This is a genomic window from Bifidobacterium sp. A11, assembly GCF_000499185.1.
GTDB lineage: Bacteria > Actinomycetota > Actinomycetes > Actinomycetales > Bifidobacteriaceae > Bombiscardovia > Bombiscardovia mizhiensis.
Window position 1 is genome coordinate 111,937 of the sequence record NZ_AWUO01000006.1, and the last position, 12,790, is coordinate 124,726.

Annotated in this window: 8 protein-coding genes; 6 read left to right on the forward strand and 2 right to left on the reverse strand. The window is 61.9% G+C overall.

The genetic code is table 11. The features are described from left to right. Positions 1–8: 8 nt before the first annotated feature. On the forward strand, positions 9–2,744 hold the full coding sequence (locus P273_RS0106055) for an HAD-IC family P-type ATPase (protein ID WP_253269585.1): 2,736 nt from the start codon (positions 9–11) through the stop codon (positions 2,742–2,744). A gap of 59 nt (positions 2,745–2,803) precedes the next feature. After that, complete coding sequence (locus tag P273_RS0106060; RefSeq protein WP_024627572.1) at positions 2,804–3,232, forward strand: nucleoside deaminase; 429 nt, start codon at positions 2,804–2,806, stop codon at positions 3,230–3,232. A 14-nt stretch (positions 3,233–3,246) separates the two neighbouring features. Here P273_RS0106060 and P273_RS0106065 read toward each other — a convergent pair whose 3' ends face one another. Further along, the gene (locus P273_RS0106065) at positions 3,247–4,074 is read right to left on the reverse strand and encodes a sulfite exporter TauE/SafE family protein (RefSeq protein WP_034524924.1); all 828 of its coding nucleotides are present in this window, start codon (positions 4,072–4,074) and stop codon (positions 3,247–3,249) included. Positions 4,075–4,296: 222 nt separating this feature from the next. Between P273_RS0106065 and P273_RS0106070 the strand changes: the two genes are divergently transcribed. The 4 genes from P273_RS0106070 to ilvA all read left to right on the forward strand — a co-directional run bounded on the left by P273_RS0106070 (position 4,297) and on the right by ilvA (position 11,399). Then, entirely contained in the window at positions 4,297–5,271 is a 975-nt protein-coding gene (locus P273_RS0106070; RefSeq protein ID WP_024627574.1) for a ketopantoate reductase family protein, read from the forward strand. A 60-nt stretch (positions 5,272–5,331) separates the two neighbouring features. Then, on the forward strand, positions 5,332–7,242 hold the full coding sequence (locus P273_RS0106075) for an alpha-glucosidase (protein WP_024627575.1): 1,911 nt from the start codon (positions 5,332–5,334) through the stop codon (positions 7,240–7,242). A 161-nt stretch (positions 7,243–7,403) separates the two neighbouring features. Beyond that, positions 7,404–9,869 (forward strand): trehalose-phosphatase, encoded by a 2,466-nt coding sequence (otsB, locus tag P273_RS0106080; protein ID WP_024627576.1) that lies wholly within the window; start codon positions 7,404–7,406, stop codon positions 9,867–9,869. Between the two features lie 264 nt (positions 9,870–10,133). After that, positions 10,134–11,399 (forward strand): threonine ammonia-lyase, encoded by a 1,266-nt coding sequence (gene ilvA / locus P273_RS0106085; protein WP_024627577.1) that lies wholly within the window; start codon positions 10,134–10,136, stop codon positions 11,397–11,399. Between the two features lie 197 nt (positions 11,400–11,596). On the opposite strand, the gene P273_RS0106090 is transcribed toward ilvA, so the two are convergent. Then, positions 11,597–12,352, reverse strand: a complete 756-nt coding sequence (locus P273_RS0106090; RefSeq protein WP_024627578.1) for a Sir2 family NAD-dependent protein deacetylase — start codon at positions 12,350–12,352, stop codon at positions 11,597–11,599. Positions 12,353–12,790 lie beyond the last annotated feature (438 nt).

The following is a 12,790-nucleotide window of genomic DNA, read 5'->3' on the forward strand; positions in this document are numbered from 1 at the left end:
GGACTGACATGCGTTTCGACGACACCGATTGGCACAGCCTAGAGACCTCGGCTGTGCTGGAGACCCTGCGCACCGGGGACCAAGGTTTGGATACGCAGGAGAGCGCACGCCGACTGGAAATCTTCGGGCCCAACAGCCTGGCCGAGGCCCAGGCCAAACCCCGTTGGAAGCTCTTCCTGGAGCAGTTCGCCGGCCCCCTGATCGCCGTTCTGATGGTCTGCGGCATCATCACCATTTTTCTGCAGCACTATGTGGACGCTGCGGCCATATTCCTGGTCCTTTTTCTCAATGCCATCATTGGCTATGTGCAGGAATCCAAGGCGGACAAGGCCGTGGAGGCCCTGACCACCCTGTCCACCCCCACCACACGGGTGGTGCGCCAGGGCAGGATGGAGCAGATTGACGCCGACCAGCTGGTCCCGGGCGACCTGGTCCTCCTGGAGAGCGGCGACCGCATCCCCGCCGATCTGCGATTGATCGAGGCCCTTCACCTGCGCATCGACGAGGCCATGCTGACGGGTGAGAGTGAGGATGCCAAGAAGAATACGGACCCCGTGGACCGCGATGCAGCCCTGGGCGACAGGCGATGCATGGCCTTCTCGGGCACCATGGTCACCAGCGGCCGTGGACGCGGGCTGGTGGTGGCCACTGGTTCTGACACCGAGCTGGGCGAAATCAACGATCTGGTCCATGTGGCCAAGGGCCGCACGCCCCTGCAGCGGATCATTCACCGCACTGAGGTGGGCATCGCCGTCGCCGTCATCCTGGTGGCCATCTTCGTCTTCATCGGCGGAGCCATCCTCAATGGCGATGCTACTGGGGCCTTCCTGTCTGCGGTCTCCTTGGTGGTGGCCTCCATGCCCGAGGCCCTGCCCATCGTGCTGACCGTGGCTATGGCCTTGGGTGTCTCAAGGATGGCTGAATACCATGCCATCGTCCGCTCACTGCCGGCCGTTGAAACCCTGGGTTCCATCACCGTCATCGGCTCGGACAAGACCGGTACGCTGACACAGAACCGCATGACCGTGGAACAGTTCACCCTGGGCGGTGGCCAGCCGGTCCCCGTCGAGGGCCTGGACCTGGGCGCAGCAGCCGTATCCGACGACGCTCGTATGCGCGGTCTGGCCGCCCTTGCTCGGGCCGGGGCTCTGACCAATGAGGCCCACAGACAGCCAAATGAACAAGGCGGCATCGAGTACAGCGGTGACGCGGTCGACATGGCCATGGCCCGCCTGGCCGACCAGACCGGGGCCGTGACCGTTGAAGACCTGGATGCTCCTATCGTCATGGAGACCCCCTACGAGCCAGAGCTGCTCCACTCCATGACCATCCGCCGCAGCCCGGACGGCACTCTGACCCAATACGTCAAGGGCGCTCCGGACGCGGTCATGGCCATGAGTCGAACCATGCTGGACCCGGATGGCCAGGTCGTTCCCTTGGATACCCAGGCCGTACACAAGTCTTATGAAGCCATGGGCTCCCAGGGGCTGCGCGTCATAGGCGTGGCCAGCAGGGTCCTTTCCTCTGACCAGGATCCCGCCTCCCGCCGTCGACCTGACGACCTGACCTTCCTAGGGCTCGAGGGCATGCTCGACCCGCCTCGACCCGGCGTGCGCGAGGCCATCGCCGAATGCGCCGGGGCCGGCATCCGCGTGGTCATGATTACCGGTGACCACCCGGTGACCGCAGCCGCCATAGGCCGCCGCCTGGGTCTGGAGCACACCGATCAGGCGCTGACCGGCAGCGAAATGCTGGAGATGAGCGACGAGGTCCTCCGGGCCCGTCTGCGTGAGACCTCCATCGCCGCCCGCGTCTCCCCCCAGGACAAGCTGCGCATTGTGGAGGCCCTGCAGGACGAGGGTCATGTGGTGGCTGTGACCGGCGACGGCGTCAATGACGCCCCGGCACTGAAGGCTGCCTCGGTGGGTATCGCCATGGGCCGTTCCGGCACTGACGTGGCCCGGGAGGCCAGCGATGTGGTTCTGACCGACGACAACTTCGTCACCATCACCCAGGCCGTGCGTCAGGGGAGGGTCATCTTCAAGGCCATCCGTGGGTCCGCCTACTTCCTTCTTTCTACAGCTGCAGCCGCCATGATCGCCGTGGGGGTCAATGTGATTGCCGAGGAGCCCCTGCTCTTCCTGCCCCTGCAGATGCTCTGGATCAACTTCGTCACCAACGGCGTCCAGGACATCGCCCTGGGATTCGAACCAGGCAACGGCGATGAGCTGGAGTCGCCCCCGCGTTCGTCTGGAGAGGGCCTGCTCTCGCGGGTGCTCTGGGCGCGACTTGCCGTCTGCGGGCTTTGGATGGCCACCTGCATCCTGGTCCTGTTCCGCCTCAACATCAATGCGGGAATGGATCTGGCCCACGCTCGGACCATGGCCCTGACCCTGCTGGTCCTCTTCAATTTCTTCGTCGCCATGTCGGCCAGGTCCGAGAACAGGTTGATCGTCCAGCTCAATCCCTTGGACAACACTTTCCTGCTGGTGGCTTCGTTCGTGGCTCTGGGCATCCATGCGGGGGCCATGTATCTGGCTCCGGTTGCAGGCGTTCTGGGCATGGCCCCCTTGAGCGCAAGCCAGTGGCTCATCTGCCTGGGGATTGGACTGACGGTTCTGATCTTCAGCGAAGGCGACAAGATGGTTCGTGCCTTCCTGGCCAAGCGGGGCATCGACACATCTGGACGGCCCAAGGGCCACCTGCACCATGTGCGCCGCCGCATCGCCGGCATGATTAACTGAACCGACCTGTCGGGCTGGACTGCCAGACTGAACCCGTGCAAGAACGGTGGAAGGCGCCCATGGAGGAGGCCCTGCGGCTGGCCGGCATAGCCGGAGACCGTGGGGACGTTCCCGTGGGTGCCTTGGTCTTGGATGCCTCGGATCGGGTCATTGGCCGGGGCTTCAACCAGCGGCAGGCCCTGGGCCGTCCCCTGGCTCACGCCGAGATAGAGGCCATCCGGAGGTCCAATGCGGGCTGGGATCTGGCAGGGTGCACCATGGTCGTCACCCTGGAGCCCTGCCCCATGTGTGCTGGAGCCCTGATGGCTTGTCACTTCAGCAGGGTGGTCTTCGGAGCCTGGGATCCCAAGATGGGAGCCTGCGGATCGGTCTGGGATCTGCCTCGTGACCCGCATACCGGATCAAAGGTCGAGGTATTGGGCGGCGTGTGTGAACAGGCATGCGCCGGGATTCTTGCCGACTTCTTCGCCCGACACCGCCAGGGCTGAGTCCTGTTTTTTTTTCAGTGATGGTTGTGATTGGCCCTGTACCGCTGGAAGGCCGGGGTGACCTGAAGGGCCGCCCAGATGCAGCGCAGGACAATCAGGCAGAGGTAGGCGGCGAACAGATTGGCGCCCACTCGTGCGCTGACTCCCGAGGCCGCCCAGGTGCCCACCGGTGTGGTCAGGGCAGCCACGATGCCCAGAAGCAGCCCCTGACCGGCGTGGACCAGGTGGTGGCGCAGGTTGGTGAATGTCCCTGACAGGGAACTCGGCAGAATGGCCAGCAGGGAGGTCCCTCGGGCGATCAGGTCGCTGGCGCCCAGCAGGGCCAGAGCAGGCACCGCGATGGCTCCGCCGCCTACGCCCAGCAACCCTGACAGGGTTCCGATCAGGACGCCGACCAGCAGAATGATCAAGGCCACCGCCGGGCTCAGCTGGATGCTACTTTCCCTTGAGGGCGTGGACAGCAGCTGCTGGGCAATGACTGCCATCAGGAAGCCTACATAGAGCCACCTGAGGATCACCTCTGGAAGCCTGTCCAGCAGCCAGGTGCCGATCTGCGCCCCAATGACCGTGCCCACGGCCAGCAGCAGGGCCGCCAGCCAGTCCACATGCCCGCCCAAGGCGTAGGAGGCCACACCGGCCAGCGACATGGGAATCATGGAGGCCAGGGAGGTGGCCGATGCCTGCCGTTGCTGCAGTCCGGTCCAGACCAGCGCAGGCACGATGATCGATCCGCCGCCGATGCCGAACATCCCCGACAGGAATCCACTGATCACGCCCACCAGGATCAGGATGGCCAGGTTCCGCCGGTCCATCCCTCCGGCTCCTCTCTGTTCTTTCTGCATGGGTTCCAGCCTAGGTCGACGTTTTCGTCGGGATTGCAGGATGTCCGTGTATGCGGCCAAGTCCTCCAAGGTGCAGGAATTCAGGCATATTCCAGTCCTTATGTCCACCATGCGACCGTCGCCTTGGTTCCCTTCTGCCGCCTCGGCATACTGCTTGGTATCCCCCGGGCCGGTCCCCGGAGGTGCGTTGTCTAGTCAAGAGAACAAAGAGGGTGTGTTTCGATGCGTTATACGGTCATCGGTGCCGGAGCCATGGGCTATCGTCTGGGCGTGCTGCTGCAGGAGCAGGCCGGCCTGCAGGTGGATTTCGTGGATACCTGGATGCCCAATATTGACAAGGTTCATGACCAGGGAGGCGTCTATGTCTCCCGCGATCATGAGAATCGGCATTTGGTGCCCGTCAACATTTACACCCCCGAGGAATACAAGGGCGACCCCGATGTCTGGATCATTATGCTCAAGCAGATGCAGCTGGAGGCTGTTCTGGAGCGTTGCGCCCCTCTCTTCCGCGACCATCAGGTCGTCTACTCGGCCATGAATGGCTGGGGTCACTTCGACAAGCTGCTCAAGTACTTCCCCAAGGAGCGCATCTACGGCGGCACAGCCATGATCGGCACGGTCCTCAATGGGCCCGGCGATGTGGACTTCATCGGTAAGTCCGGAGCTGGTTCCGTGCATCTGTGCGCCATGACCGAGGAGACCACCGACCTGGAGCGTCGGATGGCCGAGGACTTCAAGGCCGCCAATCTCAACCCAATCCTGACCGAGAACTTCGAGGGCACCTGCCTGGCCAAGATCATCTTCAACTCGGTGGTCAACACCATCTGCACCATGTACCAGATCACCATGGGCCAGTTCGTCTCCTACCCGGGCGCCAAGGATATGTCCCGCCAGTTGATCGACGAGGCCTATGACGCCTGCGAGCGGGCCGGCAAGCAGCTGATCCAGACCCGGCAGGAGACTCTGGACGAGGTGGACTACGTCAGCCGCGTGGGTAATCCCCTCCACTACCCCTCCATGTACCAGGACATGTCCAAGGGCCGCCCGACCGAGGTGGACTACATCAACGGCTATCTGGCACGCCTGGGCCGCGAGCATGACTACGTCTGCCGGACCCAGGAGTTCCTCACCCACGGTGTCCATCTGGCTGAGCTTGCCTTCCGCGTCCATCATGAGGAGCAGGCCAACCAGGGGTGAATGGGTGATTTATAGTGGGGGTGGCACAAGGACGTCCGAACCCGTCCGGCCAGGAGGACCATGACCCAGGAAGAACGCATGCAGCTGCCCGACCGGGTACGGACCAACGGAGCCACCCCCAATCCCTGGTGGGCCAACGCAGTGGTCTACCAGATCTATCCGCGATCCTTCCAGGACACCAACGGTGACGGCTATGGTGACCTGCCGGGCATCACCCAACGGCTGGACTACCTGGCCGACCTGGGCGTGGACGTGATCTGGCTGAGCCCGGTTTACAAGTCCCCCCAGGACGACAACGGCTATGACATTGCCGATTACCAGGACATCGATCCCATCTTCGGCACCATGGACGATATGGACGAGCTTCTGGACCAGGCCCACCGTCGGGGCATCAAGGTGGTCATGGACCTGGTGGTCAACCACACCTCGGATGAGCACGCCTGGTTCCAGGCCTCCCGCAATAAGGATGACCCGCATGCCGACTGGTACTGGTGGCGTCCCGCCAAGGCAGGCCACGAACCCGGAACCCCAGGCGCAGAGCCCAACCAATGGGGCTCCTACTTCGGAGGCTCTGCCTGGCAGTACGATCCGCAGCGTGGCGAATACTATCTGCACCTGTTTTCCAAGAAGCAGCCTGACCTCAATTGGGAGAACCCCCAGGTTCGTCAGGCCGTCTTCGACATGATGAACTGGTGGATGGACCGGGGCATCGACGGGTTCCGCATGGATGTGATCGTCATGATCTCCAAGACTGTCGATTCCGAGGGCCGCTTGCCCGGCGAGGACGGCTCGACCATCGCTGACGGTCCTGTGGGGCCCGAGGGGTACTCGTCCTCGGTGCCCTTCTGCGTGGACGGCCCACGGCTGGACGAGTTCCTCAGACAGATGCGCAGCGAGGTCTTCCAGGGTCGGCAGGGCTACCTGACCGTGGGGGAGGCTCCGAGCCTGACTCCTGCCCGCAGCGGGCAGATTACCGACCCGGCCAACCATGAGCTGGACATGCTCTTCCTCTTCACTCAGACCGAGGTTGACACCGGGGACAGCAAGTGGGACATCCGCCCCTTCCAAGTCTCCCAGCTCAAGGCGGTCATGGACGAGCAGCAGCAGGCCGTGGCCAAGGCCGGATGGGCCAGCCTCTACTTCGACAACCACGACCAGCCCAGGATCGTCTCCCGTTGGGGCGACACCTCCAGCGAGGAGCTGCGCTCGCGTTCGGCCAAGGCCTTGGGGCTCCTTTTGCACATGCATAGGGGGACCCCCTACATCTATCAGGGTGAGGAGCTGGGCATGACCAACGCCGGCTTTACCAGCCTTGATCAGTACCAGGATCTGGAATCCATCAACCTCTACCATCAGCGGGTCGACCAGGCGCACGAGCAGGATCCGGAGTCCATGATGGCCGCCCTGGCTTATATGAGCCGCGACAATGCTCGTACCCCCATGCAGTGGGATTCCACCAAGTTCGCCGGTTTCACGGCCTCTTACGCTCCCAAGGAGCCCTGGCTGGCAGTCAATGCTAACCGCGACAAGGTCAACGCCAAGACTGAACAGCGTGACCCTGATTCGGTCCTGGCCTTCTACCGTGAGCTGATTCGCCTGCGGCACACCAATCCGGTCGTGGCAGCCGGCGACTTCACCCTTCTGGACCCGGATGCGGACCAGATCTATTCATTCACCCGCTCCCTGGACCAGGCGCCGGAGCCCAAGTCGGGACCCGAGGCAGCCAGCGTTCTGGATGCCCTGCCCTGCCAGCGCCTGCTGGTTGTGGTCAATCTGAGCAGCCGACCGGCCTCACTACCGCCTGAAACCGCAGCGCTTCTGGGCTTGGATCAGACCGGATTCACCTCCGTGGCCCTTGGTGCGGTGGATCCCGACCGGATCCTCATATCCACCTACCGGCCCGAGCAAACTGCCAGCTCCCTGCTGACCGGTCGCCTCTCCCCATGGGAGGGTTTCGTTTACCGACTCTGATGAAAACCCCGCCGTTCACACGCGTTCCCGGCTAGAGTGGAAGTCAGCGATGCCCCGATGGGCCTGTGGGACCGGTTGGGTCCCCGGGTCCAGGGGCGATGGGTCCGCGCCGTGGTCAATCCCGACGATTCCGGCACGGACGGGAAAAGAAAGCGGGTTGCATGTCTCGTCTGATCATTGTCTCCAATCGTTTGCCCATGTCACTGCAGGCACAGGAAGACGGCTCCTACACCTTGCACCAGAACGTGGGGGGTCTGGCCACGGCCATCGGCCCCTACCACCGTTCCCATAAGGACAGCCTCTGGATCGGCTGGAGCGGCATCGATCCGCAGAAGTACTCGGAAAAGGAACTGGCCGGCATCCGGCAGGCCTACCGGGAGAGTCGGTGCATCCCTATCTTTCTGAGCAAGGAGGAGTTGAACGGATACTACGCCGGCTTCTCCAACAACACCCTCTGGCCGCTCTTCCATGATTTCTCCCACGAGGCCGTCTTCCGCCAGGAGGACTGGGAGATGTACCGCAAGGTCAATATGCGCTTCGCACAGGTGGTGGAGCCGCTCATCCGCAAGGGCGACACCATCTGGATCCAGGACTACCATCTGATGCTCCTGCCCAAGATGCTGCGCGAACGCTACCCCGATGCCTCCATCGGCTGGTTCCTGCACGTGCCCTTCCCCAGTGCTGAGATCTTCCGCTCCCTGCCCTGGAGCCGCGAGATCCTGGAGGGCGTCCTGGGCGCCAACCTGATCGGCTTCCATACGGTGGATTTCTCTGCCAGTTTCCTGGCCTCGTTGCACAGGCTGCTGCCCGAACTGCCGGTCAACCGGGACGGTGTGGTCGAGATGCCTGATGGCCACCGCGCAGCCATCGACGCCTTCCCCATCGGCATCGACTACAACCTTTACCGGCGGACCGCCCACTCCAGCCTGGCTCGGGCCATGCGTCGAGGGATCGACGAGGTCTGCGGCAAGTCCCCGCGGCATCGCTACCGCACCTCGGTGACTGCCGAGGGCGTGGCGGCCAACGAAGCCACCGCTTCGGATGCCAACTGGTGGAGCCACTACATGAAGGAGGACATCCCCGAGTCCACGCTGGCCAAGCAGGCGGCCTCCTCGGTGGGCAGTCGCTCCAACAAGGTCATTGTTTCGGTGGATCGTCTGGACTACACCAAGGGTCTGCCCGAGCGTCTTCAGGCCTTCGGCCGCATGCTGGACAAGTACCCCGAGTGGGTAGGCCATGTCACCTATTACCTGCTGGCCACTCCGTCGCGGGAGGTCGTCGAGTCCTATCAGCGGCTCAAGGCCCAGGTGGACCAGCTGGTGGGCGAGATCAATGGCCGCTACTCTCTGCTGGCCTGGACCCCTATCCACTACATCACTCGTTCCCTGTCAATCAAGCCGGTCTGCGGCATCTACACGGCCGGCGACGTAGCCCTGGTCACCCCCCTGCGTGATGGAATGAACCTGGTGGCCAAGGAGTATCTGGCCTGCCATGACGGCCGCGACGGCACTCTGGTTCTGTCGGATATGTGCGGGGCCGCCGACGAGCTGACGGATGCCTTCATCGTCAACCCCTATGACATCGACATGGTCTGTGAGGCCCTGCACAACGCCCTGGAGATCACCCCCGAGGAGTCCAAGCGGCGCAACATCCGTATGCAGGCCCGCCTCAAGGTGCGCACTGCAGCCAACTGGTGCACCTCATTCCTCGACTCCCTGCGGCAGGTGTCCGCTCCGGGCATGACTGATAGGAGGCTGCGTATGGATCACCACAACGCCATCGTTCGTCAGTGGGACGGCGCCCATCGTCGTCTGGTCCTGTGTGATTATGACGGGACGCTGACCCCGTTGGTTCGTCGTCCTGAGCGGGCCAAGCCCACCCAAGCCCTCCGCCGCCTGCTGACCCAGGTGGGGAGCAATCCCGATGTGGACTTCCTGCTGGTCTCCGGCCGCAGCCATCAGATCATGCAGGATTGGTTCGGTGACCTGCCGGTGGGGCTGATTGCTGAGCATGGCGCCTGGAACCGCAACCTGCCTGGCAGCAACTCGGACGAGTGGCAGCGGGCGCAGGGTCTGCCGGACTCCGATACCTGGCAGAAGGTGATCCGGCCCATCATGGATGAGTCGGCCACCAGGGTCCCCCGCTCCTTCGTGGAGAGCAAGTCCGATGCAGTGGCCTGGCATTACCGGATGAGCGATGCCCAGGTGGCCGAACAGGAGCGTCAGGATCTGCTCCATCGTCTGCGTGGCGTTGTGGTCGGTCTGGGACTGATGATCATGGAGAACTCCAAGGTCGTTGAGGTCACGCCTGTGGCCACCAGTAAGGGCCAGGCCATCCTGCCCTTCGTCAACAGCGGTGACTACGACTTCATGATGGCTCTGGGCGATGATGAAACGGACGAGACCATGTTCGCCGTCATGCCCGATAAGGGCTGGACCATCAAGGTCGGGCCGGGCCAGACCAAGGCTCGACTGCGGGTCAATGACCCGACCGCGGTCACTTTGCTGCTGGCCGACCTGGGTGCCGGCGTGGCCCGTGACGCTGATGAGCCCGTGGCCTCCCACGACTTCCGCGATGACCATACCGTGGTTGACGAGGCGCATGCGCAGCTCACAGACGACAAGTAAGGCAGGCGACCGCCAGCCATCACCGGTGACCACCAGCCACTATCGGTGACTGCTCGTGAAGTCCGTCAAACTCACCGGTGGTTGGTGGTTCGCTTGACTATTGGTCAGGTTGTTTTCGGTTGTATAAGGTCTGCTCTCATACCTGTCTGGTCTTCGGGTGCCCAAACGTTCGATTGCTCACATGTTTTGATTTCCAGTACGTTTGGGTGTCCACCATGTTGACGGCGGACCCATTGGTCGGGCCTGGCCGACCATACTTGGAGCATGGATACTTCAACAATCACTGCCTGTCTCGAGGCCGATCATGCCGCTGATCTGCAAAAAGCCGCCCAACGTCTGGAAGGTGTGGCCCGCCACACCCTTATTGAGGAATCCGATGACCTGGGTGCTCGGATAGGCCATCGTGTTCTGCTCAAGCCGGAGAATCTGCAGCTGACCGGATCCTTCAAGATTCGCGGAGCTTACAACAAAGTGGCCTCGCTGAATCAGGACGAGCTGGATCGCGGGATCGTCACCGCTTCCGCTGGCAATCATGCCCAGGGGGTGGCTTTTGCTGCCCGCAGCCGGGGCGCGAAGGCCACCATTGTCATGCCCCGGATCACGCCGCCCCTCAAGGTCGATGCCACTCGGGCCTATGGTGCCGAGGTTGTCCTGCAGGGCGAGGTCTTTGATGAAAGCTCTGACTACGCCTTGGGGCTGGCACGTGATCGCGGCATGACCTTTGTCCCGCCCTTTGACGACTACGAGGTCGTCTGCGGTCAGGGGACCATCGCCATGGAGATTCTTCAGGACGTGCCTGATGTCACCGATATCGTGGTTCCCCTGGGTGGAGGTGGGCTGGGCGCTGGTGTTGCGCTCGCCGTAAAGACCTTTAAGCCTGAGGTCAGAGTCATTGGAGCCACTCCAGTAGGATCTCCGGCCTGGCGTGAGTCTCTGACAGCCGGCCATGTGGTCGCAGCAGACCAGATGCGTACGGCTGCCGAGGGTGTGGCCGTCAGACGTCCCGGCGATCTGAACTATGCTCTGCTCAGCCGCTATATGGATGATCTGGTCCAGGTGACCGAAAGCGACATCTCCGAAATGATCCTATTCATGCTGGAGAAGCACAAACTGGTGGTCGAGGCAGCCGGTGCCGTCTCCTTGGCAGCCCTAGGACAGTTGGATCTGCAGTCCGATGTCTTCCGGTCGGCCCCAGGGCCGCATGTGATCGTCCCCATCATCTCGGGCGGCAACATCGACACGGTCACCATGGGTGCAGTCATCCAGCGGGGGATGATCTCCCGCGGACGCATCATGCAGTTTGGCGTGGAGCTGCCCGACGTTCCCGGCCAGCTGGTCAATGTGGCTACGGTTCTGGCCGATCTGCGTGCCAATGTGATCGAGCTCAACCACGACCAGTTCAAATCTTCCGGCCACTATGACAACGGCGTGCTCTTGGAGGTGACTGTAGAGACCAACGGCCCCGACCACATCACTCAGATTCTGGATACCTTGCGAAGCCGAGGTTTCCAGGTCCATCAGAACTACTGACTTGGTTTCCCGATCGAAACCAGGGTCCGGTGCCCGTCTTCCAAGCTTCCGCGACAAGGATCATGACCGGGCGAATAGCCATAGTGGCCATCCCCATTGCTGAGCTTGCTCGAAGGATCCCGCAGGTTCTCGCAGGATCCTTCAGGAATCTGCAGATCGTCACTCTGATCCAAAAATTAGGTAGAGCAGTCGGGGAATCAACTCTGGCCGGCGATGGTCTTGTCAACGAGTTTGGGCAGCGCTTCTTCGATGGGTTCGTGGATGAGTCGGGTTGCCAAAGAATCATACTGGGTCGAGCCCATGTTCATGATAGTGATTGGTACCCCTGCCTGGGCTGCCACCGGTACCAGCGAGGCCGCAGGATACACCTCTAAGGTGGAGCCGATCACCCAGAATTGATCGGCCTGGCTGGCCAGCCTCATGCTCTTCTCCATGGCGCCCTCAGGCAGGGCTTGACCGAAGTAGACCACATCAGTTTTGATGATGCCGTTGCAAGGCATGTTGCCTTGATAGGGCATGGGCTTATGGCAGTGTGGGTCGGGCTCTTGATCAAGCTTGGCCATGATGTCGGCTGTCCGGTATGCCTGGCCGCATTTCATGCAGTGGGAGGTGCCGATGGTCCCGTGAAGGTTGACGATGACGTCCTCGGAGTTGCCGGCTTTCTCGTGGAGGGCATCGAAGTTCTGCGTAGCCAACAGGTTCAGCATGCCTGCCTGCTCCAGCTTGGCCAGTGCCTTGTGGGCCACTCCCGGTTGGGCCTTCCATACAGGCGACTCCTTTTGCCACCGCCATGAATACTCCCGCTGTTTCCGGTCGCTCATGAACAGATCCAGGTCATAGACGCTCATTTGATCAGGATGCTTGGTCCAAACCCCGTCAGGCCCGCGGAAATCAGGTATGCCGGCTGAAGTCGAGATGCCCGCCCCGGTCAGTACTGCAATTGTTGTGCTCATACACCCGTCTTACCATCCGTTAATAGACTCAATGAGTCGAAGGCCAACTTGGTGCGCGAATATACACCTATATCAACATTGTCATTCGTGGTGTGTGGATGACTGGCGATCGCGGGCGGAATGCGAACCCCGCATCGGATATAGCCGGCCATGACCGGAATTCAAAAAGACCATGCTGACACGCCGACCTAGCAGTGGCTCAAGCAATACTGTGTGAATAAAGTGTGTGCATGAAGCAGAGACGGCACGCTGAAGTCCCATCTTCGCGAGGCTCAAAGTAAGAATGGGACATGTAACGACACGCCGTTTAAGGGCTTGTTATTACTGGTTTTGAGGGTGCTTGTGGGAGGGCCGAGTTGCGTTTTGGCTGGCTCGTGGTAAGTTTATCTCTTGCTGCTCAACACGGCGGTTCTTCTTCCGGGAGGAAGTTGAATGGCT

Bases quoted from the DNA above. Each gene is read 5' to 3' on its own strand.
- P273_RS0106090 (WP_024627578.1), bottom strand. From the start codon at position 12,352: ATGAGCACAACAATTGCAGTACTGACCGGGGCGGGCATCTCGACTTCA.
- otsB (WP_024627576.1), top strand. From the start codon at position 7,404: ATGTCTCGTCTGATCATTGTCTCCAATCGTTTGCCCATGTCACTGCAG.
- P273_RS0106055 (WP_253269585.1), top strand. From the start codon at position 9: ATGCGTTTCGACGACACCGATTGGCACAGCCTAGAGACCTCGGCTGTG.
- P273_RS0106065 (WP_034524924.1), bottom strand. From the start codon at position 4,074: ATGCAGAAAGAACAGAGAGGAGCCGGAGGGATGGACCGGCGGAACCTG.
- P273_RS0106075 (WP_024627575.1), top strand. From the start codon at position 5,332: ATGACCCAGGAAGAACGCATGCAGCTGCCCGACCGGGTACGGACCAAC.
- ilvA (WP_024627577.1), top strand. From the start codon at position 10,134: ATGGATACTTCAACAATCACTGCCTGTCTCGAGGCCGATCATGCCGCT.
- P273_RS0106060 (WP_024627572.1), top strand. From the start codon at position 2,804: ATGGAGGAGGCCCTGCGGCTGGCCGGCATAGCCGGAGACCGTGGGGAC.
- P273_RS0106070 (WP_024627574.1), top strand. From the start codon at position 4,297: ATGCGTTATACGGTCATCGGTGCCGGAGCCATGGGCTATCGTCTGGGC.